The sequence below is a fragment of the Pseudomonas syringae group sp. 243L2 genome (assembly GCF_032587875.1).
In the GTDB taxonomy this organism is placed as follows: domain Bacteria; phylum Pseudomonadota; class Gammaproteobacteria; order Pseudomonadales; family Pseudomonadaceae; genus Aquipseudomonas; species Aquipseudomonas amygdali.
On record NZ_JAWHPL010000010.1, the window covers coordinates 121,928 to 138,701 of the forward strand.

The 16,774-nt window shown below is 59.9% G+C and carries 15 protein-coding genes; 4 read left to right on the plus strand and 11 right to left on the minus strand.

Annotated elements, in window-relative coordinates; genetic code table 11:
• Nucleotides 1-4: 4 nt before the first annotated feature.
• The 9 genes from kdsB to RYB66_RS04510 all read right to left on the minus strand — a co-directional run bounded on the left by kdsB (nt 5) and on the right by RYB66_RS04510 (nt 8,028).
• Entirely contained in the window at nt 5-769 is a 765-nt protein-coding gene (kdsB, locus tag RYB66_RS04470; protein ID WP_004657844.1) for a 3-deoxy-manno-octulosonate cytidylyltransferase, read from the minus strand.
• A complete protein-coding gene (locus RYB66_RS04475) occupies nt 766-951 on the minus strand; it encodes a Trm112 family protein (RefSeq protein WP_002552679.1) in 186 nt (61 codons plus the stop codon). The genes kdsB and RYB66_RS04475 overlap by 4 nt, the downstream gene beginning before the upstream one ends.
• 17 nt (nt 952-968) lie before the next feature.
• Complete coding sequence (gene lpxK / locus RYB66_RS04480; RefSeq protein WP_016981645.1) at nt 969-1,964, minus strand: tetraacyldisaccharide 4'-kinase; 996 nt, start codon at nt 1,962-1,964, stop codon at nt 969-971.
• Nucleotides 1,964-2,395 carry an ExbD/TolR family protein gene (locus RYB66_RS04485; RefSeq protein ID WP_002552677.1) on the minus strand — a complete coding sequence of 144 codons (432 nt, stop codon included), beginning with the start codon at nt 2,393-2,395 and terminating at the stop codon, nt 1,964-1,966. The genes lpxK and RYB66_RS04485 overlap by 1 nt, the downstream gene beginning before the upstream one ends.
• On the minus strand, nt 2,392-3,069 hold the full coding sequence (locus RYB66_RS04490) for a MotA/TolQ/ExbB proton channel family protein (protein WP_002552676.1): 678 nt from the start codon (nt 3,067-3,069) through the stop codon (nt 2,392-2,394). Before RYB66_RS04490 ends, RYB66_RS04485 begins: the two co-directional genes overlap by 4 nt.
• Nucleotides 3,070-3,150: 81 nt before the next feature.
• Complete coding sequence (locus RYB66_RS04495; RefSeq protein WP_057404745.1) at nt 3,151-5,367, minus strand: DNA internalization-related competence protein ComEC/Rec2; 2,217 nt, start codon at nt 5,365-5,367, stop codon at nt 3,151-3,153.
• Between the two features lie 136 nt (nt 5,368-5,503).
• On the minus strand, nt 5,504-6,292 hold the full coding sequence (locus tag RYB66_RS04500; RefSeq protein WP_002552673.1) for an ABC transporter permease: 789 nt from the start codon (nt 6,290-6,292) through the stop codon (nt 5,504-5,506).
• On the minus strand, nt 6,289-7,221 hold the full coding sequence (locus RYB66_RS04505) for an ABC transporter ATP-binding protein (RefSeq protein ID WP_002552672.1): 933 nt from the start codon (nt 7,219-7,221) through the stop codon (nt 6,289-6,291). The genes RYB66_RS04500 and RYB66_RS04505 overlap by 4 nt, the downstream gene beginning before the upstream one ends.
• A gap of 183 nt (nt 7,222-7,404) precedes the next feature.
• Nucleotides 7,405-8,028, minus strand: coding sequence for a glutathione S-transferase (locus tag RYB66_RS04510; RefSeq protein ID WP_004657835.1), 624 nt, complete (start codon nt 8,026-8,028; stop codon nt 7,405-7,407).
• Nucleotides 8,029-8,190: 162 nt separating this feature from the next.
• Here RYB66_RS04510 and RYB66_RS04515 point away from each other — a divergent pair, with 162 nt between their 5' ends.
• The 3 genes from RYB66_RS04515 to RYB66_RS04525 all read left to right on the plus strand — a co-directional run bounded on the left by RYB66_RS04515 (nt 8,191) and on the right by RYB66_RS04525 (nt 12,182).
• Nucleotides 8,191-10,638 (plus strand): acyl-CoA dehydrogenase, encoded by a 2,448-nt coding sequence (locus RYB66_RS04515; protein ID WP_011168129.1) that lies wholly within the window; start codon nt 8,191-8,193, stop codon nt 10,636-10,638.
• 77 nt (nt 10,639-10,715) lie between these two features.
• The gene (locus RYB66_RS04520) at nt 10,716-11,126 is read left to right on the plus strand and encodes a PA2817 family protein (protein WP_004657828.1); all 411 of its coding nucleotides are present in this window, start codon (nt 10,716-10,718) and stop codon (nt 11,124-11,126) included.
• A 201-nt stretch (nt 11,127-11,327) separates the two neighbouring features.
• Complete coding sequence (locus RYB66_RS04525; RefSeq protein WP_016981640.1) at nt 11,328-12,182, plus strand: pirin family protein; 855 nt, start codon at nt 11,328-11,330, stop codon at nt 12,180-12,182.
• 107 nt (nt 12,183-12,289) lie between these two features.
• Here RYB66_RS04525 and aceE read toward each other — a convergent pair whose 3' ends face one another.
• Nucleotides 12,290-14,959, minus strand: coding sequence for a pyruvate dehydrogenase (acetyl-transferring), homodimeric type (gene aceE / locus RYB66_RS04530; protein WP_316893907.1), 2,670 nt, complete (start codon nt 14,957-14,959; stop codon nt 12,290-12,292).
• Nucleotides 14,960-15,103: 144 nt separating this feature from the next.
• On the opposite strand from aceE, the gene RYB66_RS04535 reads away from it, so the two are divergent.
• Nucleotides 15,104-15,556 (plus strand): MarR family winged helix-turn-helix transcriptional regulator, encoded by a 453-nt coding sequence (locus tag RYB66_RS04535; protein WP_004657820.1) that lies wholly within the window; start codon nt 15,104-15,106, stop codon nt 15,554-15,556.
• 2 nt (nt 15,557-15,558) lie between these two features.
• On the opposite strand, the gene RYB66_RS04540 is transcribed toward RYB66_RS04535, so the two are convergent.
• Nucleotides 15,559-16,662 carry a transketolase-like TK C-terminal-containing protein gene (locus RYB66_RS04540; protein ID WP_002552665.1) on the minus strand — a complete coding sequence of 368 codons (1,104 nt, stop codon included), beginning with the start codon at nt 16,660-16,662 and terminating at the stop codon, nt 15,559-15,561.
• Nucleotides 16,663-16,774 lie beyond the last annotated feature (112 nt).

A 16,774-nucleotide genomic window follows, 5' to 3' on the forward strand; every position in this document is an offset into this window, starting at 1 on the left:
CGCATCAACCCTCCAGCAAGCGCCTTACGCGCTCCAGGTCTTCAGGCGTATCGACGCCACCGGGTGGCGCTTCAAGCGCGTCGGCAACGTGAATTCGCACGCCATTCCACAACGCACGCAGTTGCTCCAGGCTTTCGGTGTTTTCCAGCCAGCACGGACCCCAGCTAACGAAGTCATGAAGAAAGCCCGCACGATAGGCGTAAATACCGATATGACGACGATAAGGCACGCCAGCGGGCAACTCGTCCCTGTTTGCGGCCAGCGCGTCACGCGCCCAAGGCAATGGGGCACGGCTGAACGTCAGCGCCAAGCCGTTGATGTCTGTTGCGACCTTGACGATGTTCGGATTGAACAACGCGGCCACATCGTCGATAGGCTCGGCCAGCGTAGACATGCCGGCTTCGGGGTGAGCCGCCAGGTTGGACGCCACCTGATCGATCACCGCAGGCGGGATCATCGGCTCGTCGCCTTGCACATTGACCACAATCGCATCAGCAGCCAGCCCCAGTTGCGCAGCCACCTCGGCCAGACGATCGGTGCCGGAATTGTGATCCTCGCGGGTCAGCAGCACTTCTGCACCAAAAGCCTGACAAGCCTCGACGATGCGCGCATCGTCGGTGGCAATCACCACACGCTCGGCGCTGCTTTTGCACGCCTGCTCCCAGACAAGCTGAACCATGGGCTTGCCAGCAATGGTTTTCAGTGGCTTGCCGGGAAAACGGCTGGAGCCGTAACGCGCAGGAATGACAACGGTGAACGCTGCTGTCATTTTTCCAGCCGCTCATCGGTGCTCAAGGTGCGCGCTTCGCTTTCGAGCATCACCGGGATGCCGTCGCGTACCGGGTAGGCAAGGCCTGCCCCTTTGCTGATCAGCTCGGTCTTGTCGGCGCTGAGCTTCAATGGTCCCTTGCACACAGGGCAAGCGAGGATATCGAGTAGTTTGGTGTCCATAGGAGATCCTGAAGCAATCATGGAGAGAGACGTAGCAGTTGCTCATCGAACCAGTCGACAAAAGCATTGGACGGTACTGCATCCACTGCCAGATACCACCAGTCATCGGCTGCAAAGGCACGACATTTCACCGCATCCTTCTCGGTCATGACCAAGGGCAGTGCCGGTGTGAATGTCAGCGCCTGGGCACTGTAGACCGCATGGTCGGCGAACGCGTGAGCCACCGGCCGCCAGTGTAATCCTTCGAGGGTATTGAAGAAACGTTGAGGATTGCCGATTCCGGCGACCGCATGCAGCGCCTGCCCGGCCGGGAAATAATCCACCGGCTGGCGTTCGCCACTGCGCAGATTGATAAGGGCTGACGGTTTGAGCATAAATGCGTAGCCATCGTCACGATCAGCCATCGCGCCGTTGTAAAGCAAAGCGTCGACACTGCCTAGCCGCTCAACCGGCTCGCGCAATGGCCCGGCAGGCAGACAACGACGATTGCCCAGCCCGCGGGCGGCATCGATCAGCACCAGCTCCAGATCGCGGGCCAGACGATAATGTTGCAGGCCATCGTCGGAAAGAATCAGATCCAGAGGCTCGGCAGCGAGCAGGGCCTGCACTGCGCGACTGCGATCCGGATCGATCATCAGCGGCACGCCACTGCGTTTGACGATGAGCAAAGGCTCATCGCCCGCCTCGCTGGCACTTTGGTCGGCTTTGACGCGCCACGGCAGGCTGGGAGGCTTGGCACCATAACCGCGACTGACCACACCGACACGCAGGCCACGACGACGGCAGTGCTCGATCATCCATAGAATCAGTGGCGTCTTGCCAGTGCCGCCGATGGTAATATTACCCACCACAATAACCGGCACCGGAGCGCGGTAGATGCTGCCCTCACCCGCCAGAAAGCGCGCGCGTTTGCCATCGACGACACGCCGATAAAGGCATTCGAGCGGACGCAAAAGCGCCAGCGCAGGGTGGCCCTTGTACCAGGCATCAAGCAAACGGTCGGTAAATGCCATCAGTTAGCCGGCGTGGCCTCGACAGTGGTCATGCGCAAATGGCTGAAACCCAGTTTACCCGCCGCATCCATGGCCGTAATCACCGATTGGTGCGGGGTCTTGCCGTCGGCACTGATCGACAACGGCAGGCTGGTATCGCCCGCCGACTCGCGTTGCAGCGCTTCGATCAGGGTTGCCAGATCGTTCTTGGGCAACAGTTGGTTGTTCAGCGAGAAGATCCCGTCGGCGTTGATGGCGATGTCCAGATGCTTAGCGCTGGCGTCCACCTCCGGCGTACCGGTGACCGCCTGTGGCAGATCCACCCGCAACTGGGTTTCACGGGTGAACGTGGTCGTCACGATGAAAAACAGCAGCAGGATGAACACCACATCAATCAGAGAGACCAGATTGATGTCGATGTTTTCCCGGGGTCTGCGACGGCGAAATTTCACTTCTTCTTGCCCCCGCCCGCTCTGGCCAGCGACTTGAGATCGATTTTGGCGTCGATCAGATCGACATCGCGGTCGCCCTGCACCACTTCAACCAGACGAATGGCCTGCTGCTCCATGCCGACCACCAGCTCATCGACGCGACTTTGCAGAAAGCGATGAAAGAAGATTGCCGGAATAGCCACGATAAGGCCCGACGCGGTACAGATCAGCGCCTTGGAGATACCACCGGCGAGTACACCAGCATTGGCCGTGGCCCCCGAACTGTTGAACGAGCCGAAAATATCGATCATGCCCAGCACCGTACCCAGCAAGCCAAGCAGCGGTGCCATGGCGGCAATCGAACCCAGCGCGCTCAGGTAGCGCTCCAGTTCATGGATAACCCGGGCGGCGGCTTCTTCGATGCATTCCTTCATGATCTCGCGACCGTGCCTGGAATTGGCCAGACCTGCGGCGAGAATTTCACCCAGAGGCGAGTCGGCGCGCAGTTGCTTGAGCTTTTCGCCGTCGAGCTTCTTTTCCTGAATCCACTGCCAGACCTGTCCGAGCAGATGCGGCGGCGTGATACGGCTGGCACGCAGCGTCCACAGACGCTCGATGATAATGCCGGCAGCGGCGATGGAGCTCAAAATAATCGGCAGCATCATCCAGCCGCCAGATTTGACCAGTTCCCACACAGTGATCACTCCCTCGAAAAATTGGCGCCACTCTATCATAGGGTCGCCAAGTGCCGAACGCCGAGATCGATATCCCTTCACTCAGTCACGCCAGAAACGCCGTTGCGCGCGCTCTGCCTGCGGCGTGCCGAACGTACCCAGCCGCAGACTGACAGCGCCCAGCTCAGCGCTGTCATAACTGGCCATACCCAGCCATCGATAACGCGCCATGACCAACGGATGCGGGTGGCCGAAGGCGTTGTTACGGCCACGGGAGATCAGCACGCCAACCGCTCCGACGGCCTGAAGAAATACTTTGGATGACGAGGTCCGGCTGCCGTGATGCGGGGACTGCAACCAATGGGCACGAAGGTCGAAACCGCTGGCGATTGCCGCACGTTCCGCGTCGACGTCGATATCACCCGTCAGCAGCAGACGCTCGCCCCCGGCGTCGACACTCAACATGCAGGATGCCGGATTGCCATCAGGCCCCTGCTCCCAGCGCCAGGTGGAGAACACCACCCCATCCCACTCCCAGCGCGCATCGCTCTCACACAAGCGCGCGTCGAGTTGCGGCGCGAGCCTGGCCAGCTCACCGCCCAGTACACGGTCAACCGGAAATGCCTGATGAACCGCCGCTGCGCCCCCGGCATGATCGGAGTCGGCGTGACTGATCAACATCAGGTCCAGATGACGCACACCGGCCTTGCGCATGGCGGGCACGACCACACGCTGACCGATATCGAACTCGCCGAAACGTGGACCTGCGTCGTACAAGAGCGTGTGATTTCGAGTGCGCAGGAGAATGGCCAGGCCCTGCCCCACGTCCAGCTGCAATACTTCTACCTGGCCTGCAGGCACTGAGTCGAGCGGCGGAAAAACGCACAACAACAGCAATGGCCAACCCAGCGGACGCATCGGCACGCCTTTGGGCAGTAATAAAATGAAGGCCCCGAGCAGACTAAGCAGCCACGCCCAGCCCGGCATTGCACTGGGCAACCAGGCGGGCAAGACTGCGGCAACCCAGCCGAGAAACATAAACAGCCACTCCAGCGCTCCTCCGGCCAGCCAGAGCAAGCCTTCGCCCACAACAGGCACCGGCAGCAGCAGTGTTCCAAGCAACGCAGGCGGCAGGACGATCAAGCTGACCCAAGGCACAGCCAGCAAATTGGCAAACGGACCGCTGAGGCTGATCGGCAGGTTCAGCGCCAGCAGAATAGGCAGCAAGCCAATTGCGATCAGCCACTGCGCACGCGTCCAGCTTTGCCACCAATTCCAGGCACCGAGACGTCCACTGAAAATCAGCACCAGAATGCCAACCGCCGCGAAAGACAGCCAGAACCCCGGCTGCAGTGTCACCAGCGGCTCGAAAATCAGCACCGCGTTGAATGACAGTAACAACGGCCAGACAACGCCCAGGTGCCGAAAGCGCAAACGCCACAGCAGCACCATCGCGACCATCACACAGGCACGCCGTACCGGCACCTCGAAACCGGCCAGCAGCCCGTAACCCAGCGCAGCGATGAACGCCAGCGCACAGGCACAAGGCAGCCAGGGTAAAGCCCGTGGCCACAGCCCCCAGCGTGCAAGGCCTGCGACCAGCGCGTAAATCACCCCGGCCAGCAAACCGATATGCTGGCCGGAAATCACCAGCAGATGCACCGTGCCGGTGTCCTGCAGCACCTGCCAATCGGTGCTCGACAATCCGGAGCCATCGCCCAGCACCAGCGCCGCCAAGCCGCCCTCTCTGCCCTGCGCATCGACCGCCAGCAAGCGCTGACGAATAAGGTCGCGCCACGCCCCGCGCGCAGGTGTCAGCAGTTGACCATCCACCACCGTACCGGTGGCGCCGATGCGCTGCGCCAACAGCCAGGCTTCGTAATCAAAAGCATCAGGATTGACCAGCCCGGCCGGCCGCTTGAGTTTGACCGCCATGCGCCAGCGCTCACCGCTGTTGACCTGCGGACCGCCGTACCACGCCACCCGGATGCGTGCAGGCAATATCGCCCTGCGCGACCTTGCCCCCTCCAGTTCGAAACGCACCACGCCCTCGGCGACACTGGGCAAACCGACCACCTTGCCTTGCAGCCACAGCGTCTGACCGTCCAGACGATGAACCAGACGGTCATTCAACGCCCACTGCGCAGAAACACACGCCCAGGTAAAACCGAGCAGGAACAGCGCCAGTGGATAGGTACGAAACGGTAGCAGCATGAACGCCAGTATCGGCATCAGCAGCAACAGCCAGGTCGGCGGCAAAGCAGGCAGAAAGCGTAAGGCCACAAGCCCCGACGCGAGCGCGATCATCCCTGTGCGCATGGTGATTCCTTGAAGCGGAAAGCTTCAAGGATCAGCGCAATATGGAAATGTCGGAAGTGATGGTGTGTTGCAAAACCTGAACAGCCGGTCTCGGCAGACAGGCGACCCGCCAGGCTGGCGGGTCGCAAAGCATGTGTTACTGACGCATACCGCGCCCGCTCACCAGCAACCGTGCGCAGCCGAAGTACAGCACAAACGTTGCCACGATCATGAACGCCAGAGCGATGCTGATCTTGATGTCGGAGACGCCCAGAATGCCGTAGCGGAAGGCATTGACCATATGCAGGACCGGGTTGGCCAGCGACACGGTCTGCCAGAACGGCGGCAATAGGTTGATCGAGTAGAACACGCCACCCAGATAGGTCAGCGGGGTCAGGACGAAGGTCGGAATGATCGAGATGTCATCGAAGTTGCGTGCAAACACTGCGTTGATGAAGCCCAGCAGAGAGAAAATCGTCGCGGTCAACACCACCACCAGAATGGTCACGCCCAAGTGGTGCACTTGCAGGTCGGTGAAAAACATCGACAGCATGGTGACAATGAAACCCACCATCAGCCCGCGCAACACGCCGCCCAGGGTGTAACCGATCAGAATGGTGTGCGGGGAAACCGGCGAGACCATCAGTTCTTCGATGGAGTGCTGAAACTTGGCACCAAAGAAGCTGGATACCACGTTGCCGTAGGAGTTGGTGATCACCGACATCATGATCAGCCCCGGCACGATGTACTGCATGTAGGTAAAGCCGCCCATGTCGCCGATCTGACGACCGATCAGGTTACCGAAGATGACGAAGTACAGAACCATGGTGATCGCAGGCGGCAGCAGGGTCTGCGGCCAGATCCGCATGAAGCGATGGACCTCGCGGTAAACGATGGTCTTCAGGGCAATCAGGTTGGGGCGCAACTCGCCGCTCTGCACGGTCATAGCGCCACCTTCGCAAGGTTTTTTTCCACCAGGGACACAAACAACTCCTCAAGGCGATTGGATTTATTGCGCAGGCTCAAGACTTCGATGTTCTGGAAAGCGAGCTGGCTAAACAGCGCGGTGATGCCGACATTCTTGTCGACCTGAACTTCCAGGGTGTGGCTGTCGAGCAAACGACAAGGGAAACCGGGCAGCTGCGGCGCGGTCTGCCAGGACGCCTTCAGATCCAGCACGAAGGTTTCGACAGTCAGGGTGCTGAGCAATTGCTTCATGCCGGTGTTCTGCACGATCACCCCGTGGTCGATAATGCCGATGTTGCGGCACAGCTGCTCGGCCTCTTCCAGGTAGTGCGTGGTGAGGATGATGGTGATGCCTTTTTGATTCAGTTCGGTCAGGAACGTCCACATCGAACGGCGCAACTCGATGTCCACACCAGCAGTGGGCTCATCGAGGATCAGCAGACGCGGCTCGTGAATCAGCGCACGGGCGATCATCAAGCGCCGCTTCATGCCGCCTGACAGCGACCGTGAAGGCACGTCGCGCTTGTCCCACAGGCCCAGTTGAGTCAGGTACTGCTCGGCGCGCTCCTTGGCGATCTTTGCCGGGATGCCGTAGTAACCCGCCTGGGTGACGACGATGTCGAAGGTCTTCTCGAACTGGTTGAAGTTGAACTCCTGCGGCACCACGCCAATGGAACGCTTGAGCGCAGCGGGCTCGCGATCCAGATCGTGACCGAAGATGTTCACCGTTCCGCTGGTCTTGTTGACCAGCGTCGAGATGATACCGATGGTGGTGGACTTGCCTGCGCCATTAGGGCCAAGCAAAGCAAAGAAATCACCCTCGGCCACGTCCAGATCAATGCCACTCAAGGCCTGGAAACCGTTGCCGTAGGTTTTGGTTAGCTGCCGAATGGACAGAGCGGAAGACATATCGGAAAGAGTACTCATCAGGAAAAAGGAATGAAACTGACCGGGAACACACGCCTGTCATGACGACCCAGGCGTGCAATGGTGCTCGGCTGGGTCATTCAAGTACAGACACATCTGTTAATAGTAAATATCAAGAGCCGGACATGAGCCCGATCAACTGTTTTAAATGCTCAGACTGCATGCTCAGGTCAGCGGACTCATGACGGCCTTGCGATACGCCGGACGCGTCTTGAGGCGTTCATACCAGGCTTGGAGGTGAGGCAGCGGCGGACGTTCAATCGGCATTTCGAACCAGCCGTAAGCGAAGCACCCCAGGGGAATGTCGCCCATGCCAAAAGCTTCGCCGGACAGGTAAGGCTGGCGAGACAGGGCCTCATCGGCGACCAGCAGCAGACTGTGCAGGGTCTTGATGCCTTGCTCGATGGCCGGCCAGTCCTGTTTCTCGGGCGGGGTGCGTACCACGCCCCAGAATACCGGGCTGAACGGGGCCGCGATGGTCGAGGAGGTCCAGTCCATCCACTTGTCTGCGTTGGCGCGAGCCTGAAGGTCAGCGGGGTATAAGTCCGAGTCCGGGGCATGGCGGGCGGCCAGATAGCGTACGATCGCGTTCGACTCCCAAAGCACGAAGTCGCCGTCTTCAATCATGGGAATCCGGCCATTGGGGTTTTTCGCGCGGTAAGCTGCTTCATTGACCAGCCCGAATGCCCCACCGGCGTCCTGCGTCTCGTAGGGCACGCCCACTTCTTCGGCAATCCAGAGTGCCTTGCGCACATTGCTGGAATTCTTCCGTCCCCATATCTTGAGCATTGCGTTCCCCTCGCAGTCGCTGATAAATAAAGGCTCACAGTCTACCCCGAAGCGGCGGCAACTTCCTCGTCAACCAGGGGTCACTATCGATGTCGCCTCACCACTGCCCGGCGACCAGTTCTTGATCGCTGCCACGGCGGCGGTCATCACGGAGGAATACCTATGCTGTTGTTGTGGATTGTAGTGCTGGTCGTCGGCATTGCCTGGCTGGCCCATCGGCGTACCGCCCCGCTCCCGGCGCTTGGCGTGGTAGCCGTCTACCTGCTGGCCATGGGCATTTTCAGCCACGCGCCAGGATGGCTGCTGACTGTTTTCTGGGTGCTGTGGCTGGCAGTGTTCGTACCTGTTGTGCTGCCCGACCTGCGCCGCAAGCACTTCACTGCGCCCATGTTCAGCTGGTTTCAGAAAGTGCTGCCGCCCATGTCGGAAACCGAGCGCGATGCGATTGACGCCGGTACGGTCTGGTGGGATGGCGAGCTGTTCAGCGGTCGCCCGGACTGGGACAAGCTGCTGGCCTATCCAAAAGTCCAGCTCACCGAAGAAGAACAGGCCTTTATCGACGGGCCGACCGAAGAACTCTGCGCGATGGTCAGCGACTGGGAAATCGGTCAGGCCATGGACCTGCCGCCTGAAGCCTGGGCGCACATGAAAGAGCACGGGTTCTTTGCCCTGATCATTCCGAAAGAATTCGGTGGCAAGGGCTTCTCGGCCTACGCCCACTCTCAGGTGGCCATGAAACTGGCCACCCGCAGCGGCGACCTGGCCTCCACCGTGATGGTGCCCAACTCCCTCGGCCCTGCTGAATTGCTACTGCATTACGGCACCGACGAACAGCGCAACCATTATCTGCCACGTCTGGCACGAGGCGAAGATATCCCCTGCTTCGCGCTGACGGGTCCATTGGCAGGTTCCGATGCGGGCGCGATGCCCGACACCGGGGTCATCTGCAAAGGTCAGTGGCAAGGCGAGGAAGTCATCGGCCTGCGCCTGACCTGGGAAAAGCGCTACATCACCCTTGGCCCGGTCGCCACCCTGCTCGGCCTGGCTTTCAAGGCTTACGACCCTGAGCACTTGCTAGGCGAAGAGGAAGATCTCGGCATCAGCCTGGCATTGATTCCGACCGACACGCCAGGCGTTGAAATCGGCCGTCGCCACTTGCCGCTGGGCGCAGCGTTCATGAACGGCCCGAATTCAGGCAAGGACGTCTTTGTTCCGCTGAGCTACCTGATCGGCGGCCAGCCAATGCTCGGTAAAGGCTGGATGATGCTGATGAACTGCCTGTCGGTAGGACGTTCGATTTCGCTGCCCGCGGTCGGCACCGGCGCTGCCAAGTACACCAGCCTGGTCACCGGCCAGTATGCCAAGGTACGCGAGCAATTCAATGTGCCGCTGTCGGCGTTCGAAGGTATTCAGGAAGCGTTGGCGCGCATCGGCGGCAACGCCTGGCTGATGGACAGCGCGCGCATGCTGACCGCCAATGCGGTCGATCTGGGTGAAAAGCCCTCGGTGCTCTCCGCGATCCTCAAATACCACCTGACCGAGCGTGGCCGCGAATGTATCGGTCACGCCATGGATGTGCATGGCGGCAAGGGCATCATCATGGGCCCGAACAACTACCTGGGCCGCAACTGGCAAGGTGCGCCGATCTTCATCACCGTTGAAGGGGCGAATATCCTTTCACGTAACCTGATGATCTTCGGCCAGGGTGCCATTCGCTGCCATCCATTCGTGCTCAAGGAAATGGCCTTGGCCGGTCGCGAAGACAAGCAGCAGGCGCTGCTTGAGTTTGACGCGCTCCTGCTCAAGCACATCGGTTTTGCGGTAAGCAACGCCGCCAGCACCCTGATTCTTAATCTGGGCTTTGGCCATTTTGAAAGAGCACCGGGCAACAGCCTGAGCCAAGGCTACTTCCGCGCGTTGAACCGTCAGGCAGCAGCTTTCGCGATGTTGGCGGACTTGAGCATGATGCTGCTGGGCGGCGAGTTGAAACGCCGCGAACGCCTGTCGGCGCGTCTGGGGGATGTGCTCAGTCATATGTATCTGGCTTCGGCGGCACTCAAGCGCTACCACGATCTTGGCTCGCCAGATCACATGAGCCCGCTGTTTCGCTGGGCCATGGAAGAAAGTCTGGGCCATTCGGAACGTGCCATGGACGAAATCCTCGGCAACTTCCCTAACCGTGTGCTGGGTGGGCTGTTGCGTGCAGTGGTGTTCCCGTTCGGTCGTCGCCACAAGGGCCCTTCGGACAAGCTGGACGCCGAAGTTGCCCAGGTGCTGGGCCGCGCCAAGGGCGATCCGACACTGGAAGAGTTGCTCGCAGGCTGCTATCGCCCGCAATCGGCAGAAGATCCGGTCGGCGCGCTGCAACATGCCATCGACTTGCTGACTACTGCATATCCGTTGCACAAGAAGCTGCAGACGGCGCTCAAGAGTGGTCAGATCAAACCGGCCGCAGGCGAACATGCCATCGACGCTGCGTTGCGCATCGGTGTATTGCAGGCAGAAGAGGCACAGACACTGCGTACAGCCGAAGCCGCCCGTCGCAAGGTGATCGACGTGGATGATTTCGACAAGGAAGAGCTGACCCTGGCAGCGGGCAAGATTCGCTGACGTTCAAGGTCACACCACACAGCAGGCGCGTAGAGCTTTATACTCTCGCGCCTGTTTTTGCATTTGAGGATTACCCGATGGCCGACGCCACTCTCGATCACCAACTTGGCCTGCTGGCACACCTGCGCAGCATTCTGGTCGCGCTGGGCGAGGCCGAGCAGGTTCCGGAAGAAAGCCATGCGCTGTTCATGGAGCGCTTCGACGAACTGGTCGAGCAACTGCCGCAGGACCCGATAGAAAGCCAGTACCTGGGCCAGGACATCCTGTGTCAGGTCATCCAGCGCTACCCGCAAATCGCCCACCTGGTGCCTCGCGACCTGCTGTGGTTTTTTGCCGGTGACTGCCTGCATTTCATGCCGGATGATGAAATCGAGCTGTATCAGGCGCTGGAAGAGCGCCGTTACGAAGCCGAGCAGAACGATGAACCATTTGACTGGAACCAGGAAAAGCAGCTGCTGGCCATGTCGACACAGGGCAGCAAACACTGATCACCTCTCGTTGTAACGCCTGGCCCGGAGTCTGTTCCGGGCAGGTTGCCTGTTACTCACGCCAATGCGTATCAGCAGGCAACACATCGATAAATACGATCATTCCGTTCCGGGATTCGAATCAGTTAATCGAATAGACAGGCATACCATGACACTCCCTTGCGCCTGAAAAGGCCACCTGATAAGGAGTGCTCTCTTTCCATGACTCAATTTCGTAAAGTCCTGTCGATTCAGGCAGGCCAACCTGCCTCTGACGGCGCGGGAGTCAAACTGACACGCGTTTTCGGCGGACGGGGCGTGGAACAATTCGATCCATTCCTGATGCTGGACGAGTTCGGGTCGGACGTGCCTGATGACTATATTGCGGGCTTTCCACCTCATCCGCACCGTGGCTTCGAAACGGTGACCTACATGCTTGAAGGCCGTATGCGTCACGAAGACCATATGGGCAATGTAGGCCTGCTGCAGGGCGGCGGCGTACAGTGGATGACCGCCGCACGCGGGATCATTCACAGCGAAATGCCTGAACAGGAAGAAGGCACCATGCGAGGTTTTCAGCTATGGCTGAACCTGCCGGGCAAGAACAAGCTGAACGACGCCAGTTATCAGGACATCCAGCCGGAAAACGTTCCTCGCCTGACCACTGAAGCCGGTGTGCAGGTGGTGGTATTGGCCGGGCATTTCGACGATGGCCAGGTTCGACAGGCCGGTGCGGTACAGCGCCCGGATACCGAGCCCTTGTACTTTGACTTCGACATGCCTGCCGGCAGTCGTATCAGCCCGCGCTTGCCCGAAGGGCATCTTGCATTGCTGTACGTGTACGAAGGCAGTATCGAAATAGAAGGCAGCGCACAGTCAGTGAGCAAGCGCCATCTTGCGCGCCTGTCTGACACAGGGGATTTGCAGATCAGCAGCACCAAGGGTGCGCGCGTCTTGTTGATTGCAGGCAAGCCCTTGCGCGAGCCGATCGTGCAGTACGGGCCATTCGTGATGAACACCCGCGAAGAGATTGACCAGGCGTTGCGTGATTTCCGGGAAGATCGTCTGACGGCGTGACAGGCTAAAGTGAGCAGATACTCTCACGCAGGTAATCAGGAAACCGTGCACCTCGCTTGAAGTGCACGGTTTCGCAACTACTGTCTCGTGACAGAGACGAGCGCAACTCAGACCAGCACAGGGTTCTGCTTGCCTGGGTCGATCTTGTAGCGTTCGATGGCCTGGGCCACGACCTTACGCTCGACCTTGCCGTCATCGGCCAGCGCCTTGAGCGCAGCCACTGCCACGAAGTAACGGTCCACCTCGAAGAAATGACGCAGCGATTCACGAGTATCGGACTGACCAAAACCATCCGTACCCAGCGCCACGAAACGACGCAGTGGGACGAATGGGCGGATCTGGTCAGCGAAGATCTTCATGTAATCCGTTGCCACGACGACCGGCCCTTCCCTGTCGGCGAGACAGCTTTCAACATAGCTCAGGCGCGGCTCCTGCTCAGGGTGCAGCAGGTTCCAGCGCTCGACGTCCTGGCCTTCACGGCGCAGCTCGGTGAGGCTGGTAACACTCCAGATGTCACTGCTCACACCAAAGTCGTCCTCCAGCAATCTGGCGGCCGCGATGACTTCCAGAAGGATCGACCCGCAGCCCATCAACTGCACGTGCTTGCCGGAGTTGACCGATGCACTGGCCTGCAATGGATACATGCCCTTGATAATGCCGGCTTCGGCGCCCTCGGGCAGATCAGGGTGCGGGTAGTTCTCGTTGAGCAAGGTGATGTAGTAATAAATGTCCTCATTTTCGGCAAACATGCGGCGCATGCCATCCTGAATGATCACCGCCAGCTCAAAGGCAAACGTCGGGTCATAAGACACACAGCACGGTATCGTCGACGACATCACGTGGCTGTGCCCGTCATCATGCTGCAGGCCCTCGCCCATCAGCGTGGTCCGACCTGAGGTGGCCCCCAGCAGAAAGCCCCTGGCCCGGGCATCACCCGCCGCCCAGGCCAGATCGCCCACACGCTGGAAACCGAACATCGAATAGAAGATATAGAACGGCACGGTCATCACGCCATGGTTGGCGTAGGACGTACTGGCGGCAATCCACGAGGAAATGGCGCCGGACTCATTCAGCCCTTCCTGCATGATCTGCCCGTCGGTGCTTTCCTTGTAGTAGCTCAGTTGCCCTGCATCCTGTGGCGTGTACAACTGACCGACATGGGAATGGATGCCGATCTGGCGGAACAGGTTCTCCATACCAAAGGTTCGCGACTCGTCCGGCACAATCGGCACGATCAACTTGCCGATGTTCGGGTCCTTGAGCAGCGTCGAGAGGATGCGCACAAAGGCCATGGTCGTCGATATACCGCGATCGCCGGTGCTTTTCAGCTGGGTATCCAGCACCGAAAGCGGTGGAACCTGCAAGGTGGCCGCGTCACTGAAACGCGCCGGAATGTACCCGCCCAGCTGAGCACGGCGGGCCTTGAGGTACAGTGCTTCGGTGCTGCCCTCGGCGGGTTTCAGATAAGGCATGTCGCCCAGTTGATCATCGGTGATGTCCAGAGAGAAACGGTCGCGGAAGGCCTTGATCGCCTCTGCCCCGAGCTTCTTCAACTGGTGGTTGATGTTCTGCCCCTCGCCCGCCTCGCCCATGCCGAAACCCTTGACGGTCTTGGCCAGAATCACGGTCGGCCCGCCCTTGTGACGCATTGCGGCAGCGTAGGCGTTGTAGACTTTTTCCGGATCGTGCCCGCCCCGCGAGAGCTTCCAGATATCGTCGTCGCTCATGTCGCTGACCAGCTCCAGCAACTCAGGGTACTTGCCGAAGAAATGCTCACGCACGTAGGCGCCGTTCTGGGATTTGTAGTTCTGGTACTCGCCGTCCACGCATTCCATCATGCGCTGACGCAGCAGCCCGCTCTTGTCCTTCTCCAGCAGCGCATCCCAGCCACTGCCCCAGATGACCTTGATTACGTTCCAGCCAGCGGCGCGATACAGGCTTTCGAATTCCTGAATGACCTTGCTGTTACCACGCACCGGGCCGTCGAGACGCTGCAGGTTGCAGTTGACCACGAAGATGATGTTGTCGAGCTTTTCGCGCCCGGCCAGCGCAATGGCCGCCTGAGACTCGGGCTGGTCCATTTCGCCATCGCCGAGAAAAGCCCAGACCTTGCGCCCCTGATGCTCCTTGAGCCCGCGATTTTCCAGGTAACGCATGAAACGCGCCTGATACGCCGCCGTGATTGGCCCAAGCCCCATTGAAACAGTAGGGAACTGCCAGAAGTCCGGCATCAGGCGCGGGTGCGGATAGGACGAGATGCCATCGCGATCCGTTTCGCGACGGAAGTTGTCCAGTTGCTCTTCGCTCAGGCGACCTTCCAGGTACGCCCTGCCGTAAATGCCCGGCGAAGAATGGCCCTGGATGTAGACCAGATCGCCGGCGAACTGCTCGGTACGGCCCCGGAAGAAGTGATCGAACCCCACGTCATAGAGCACGGCGGCAGACGCATAGGAGGCAATATGACCGCCCACACCGGAATGCTTGCCGGCACGCAGTACCATCGCCAGGGCGTTCCAGCGGATGAACGCGTTGATACGCTTTTCAACCTGGAGGTCACCCGGATAAGGCTGCTGACGGTCGCTGGGAATGGTGTTGACGTAGGGCGTCGTGACCCGACCATAGAAATCGCCGTGTTGAGCGACATCGAAGTCCAGCAACTGATCGATCAGGTAGTGCGCGCGCGGGCGCCCTTCACTGTTGAGTACCGACTCAATCGATTCGAGCCATTCGCGGGTTTCTTGCGGATCCTCGTCAAGAAACCGGGGTTGCTGTGCCATCGTCGTCTCCTACTGTGATGCGGCAGTGGACGCCGGACAGGCGTCTGCCTTGAAAAATCTGATTGCAATTGCAATCACATGCCGGAATTTATCCCGTGCTCGGTTACTATTGCAACCCTCAAGAATTTCAGACAAAGGTGATTCATGTCGTCAGCCGAACCGGATACGTGGTTCAGATTCGTCAGGGCGCACCGCTGTCTTATTCGCGAAATCGAACGCCGTCTGGCGGCGGCCGAGCTGCCCCCATACGCTTGGTATGACGCGCTCTGGGGTGTGGAAAGCGGGCCTCAGGGCATGCGCCGCATGCATGAACTGGCCGATGTCATGGCCATCGAACGCTACAACCTGACCCGCCTCATCGACCGCCTTGAAAGCGAAGGGCTGGTGGAACGCCACAGATCCGACAGCGACGGCCGGGGCGCGGTGGCAGCGATCACCGACAAGGGCCGGACACTGCGCAAACAGATGTGGCAGATCTACGAAACGGCGGTCGACGAGCTGTTTCTGGCGCAATTCGACGCCCCGCAGCGCCGCGTGTTTGCTGATGCGCTGGAGCGTGCCGCACTGGCAGCCCGACAAAGTGGCAGTAAAAGCTGACATCAGACCAGCCGATAGCGTTGCAGGGCGAGTTTCAGCGGCTCGTAGCTCAGTTGCCCGCCCTCCGCAAGCGCGGTCAGGGCCTGAACGACAATCCACTCGGGGCTGATTGCAGGCTTACCTTGCGGCGCAGCGGAATCGGCTCCCAAGGCAACAAACCGTCCGGGGACATGTTCACGCAGTTGCTCGGCCACGGCCTGCGGATAACCGGTGACCGCCACCACGGCGTCGTGCCCTTCGCCGAGGCAATCACGCAAGTGCCAGGACCGAGGGGTCTTCAAGGGATGGAAACGATTCCAGCGTCGGCCCGAGCCGGCATCGCGCGCCAGTCGGGTATAGCTGGGGCAGCTCCAGACTTCGCAATCGACATTCCAGTGCTCCTTGAGCAGGCTGGCCGCCTGACGTACTGACCGCAGGGCCAGGCCCGCACCCAACAGGCGCACGCGACGGCCGTCGTTGCCGGAAACGACATCGCCAACCCGATACATACCTTGCACAGCCGCCGCAGCCTGCGTCTCGCTTAACGCACTGACCTGATCATTGGATTCGTCATGCAACGCCATGTAATAGAAACCGGCCCGGCCTTCAACATACAGACTGTGCAAGGCGTGCAGCGTGATCGCCCGCGCCTCTGCAGCATCCGCAGGGTCGTAAGGCTGACACTTGCTGTTTGAAAGGAGCCACAACGGCAGCCACGGATGAGCGCCCTTGGGCCAGCGAGATGGCAACGTCTCGATGTCGTTGCAGAAAATTCCACGTTGGGATGACTCCGATGCCAGCGCGCTCAGTTCGGCCGAGGTTTCGCTGCTGATCATGTAGATCAGAGGCAATTCGACCTTGCCGGCCTGTGCAGCAAATCGCAAAGGCCAGGCGCTGGCGAGCACGCCCTCCTGTTCGCAGGCCATGTGCTTGCTGGCTCGCACCACGGATATACGCCGCGAGGTAGACGGGTCTCGGGTCAGACGCTCGACGATGTCGGCCATCGCAAACAGGGGTGAACAGCACCCGCGCAGCGCAAGCCCCGCAGCCGCTTGAATCTTTTCCATGCAAGCCAGCGCTGCAACCCGGGTTTGCGGCGCCAACTGGTGGCCATTTGCGCTGTTCATCACTACTCCTTGCTGTCGGACAAGCGTCCTTGCACCTTAATGGAACGAAGAATATGATTGCAATCGCAACAAAATCCCATCCGGTGTGCGTGATCGCAGTGCAGGGCCCAAC

Excerpts from the sequence above, each read along its gene's own strand:
- kdsB (WP_004657844.1), bottom strand. The coding sequence starts at position 769 with ATGACAGCAGCGTTCACCGTTGTCATTCCTGCGCGTTACGGCTCCAGC.
- RYB66_RS04475 (WP_002552679.1), bottom strand. The coding sequence starts at position 951 with ATGGACACCAAACTACTCGATATCCTCGCTTGCCCTGTGTGCAAGGGA.
- lpxK (WP_016981645.1), bottom strand. The coding sequence starts at position 1,964 with ATGGCATTTACCGACCGTTTGCTTGATGCCTGGTACAAGGGCCACCCT.
- RYB66_RS04495 (WP_057404745.1), bottom strand. The coding sequence starts at position 5,367 with ATGCGCACAGGGATGATCGCGCTCGCGTCGGGGCTTGTGGCCTTACGC.
- RYB66_RS04500 (WP_002552673.1), bottom strand. The coding sequence starts at position 6,292 with ATGACCGTGCAGAGCGGCGAGTTGCGCCCCAACCTGATTGCCCTGAAG.
- RYB66_RS04505 (WP_002552672.1), bottom strand. The coding sequence starts at position 7,221 with ATGTCTTCCGCTCTGTCCATTCGGCAGCTAACCAAAACCTACGGCAAC.
- RYB66_RS04510 (WP_004657835.1), bottom strand. The coding sequence starts at position 8,028 with ATGCTCAAGATATGGGGACGGAAGAATTCCAGCAATGTGCGCAAGGCA.
- RYB66_RS04515 (WP_011168129.1), top strand. The coding sequence starts at position 8,191 with ATGCTGTTGTTGTGGATTGTAGTGCTGGTCGTCGGCATTGCCTGGCTG.
- RYB66_RS04520 (WP_004657828.1), top strand. The coding sequence starts at position 10,716 with ATGGCCGACGCCACTCTCGATCACCAACTTGGCCTGCTGGCACACCTG.
- RYB66_RS04525 (WP_016981640.1), top strand. The coding sequence starts at position 11,328 with ATGACTCAATTTCGTAAAGTCCTGTCGATTCAGGCAGGCCAACCTGCC.
- aceE (WP_316893907.1), bottom strand. The coding sequence starts at position 14,959 with ATGGCACAGCAACCCCGGTTTCTTGACGAGGATCCGCAAGAAACCCGC.
- RYB66_RS04535 (WP_004657820.1), top strand. The coding sequence starts at position 15,104 with ATGTCGTCAGCCGAACCGGATACGTGGTTCAGATTCGTCAGGGCGCAC.
- RYB66_RS04540 (WP_002552665.1), bottom strand. The coding sequence starts at position 16,662 with ATGAACAGCGCAAATGGCCACCAGTTGGCGCCGCAAACCCGGGTTGCA.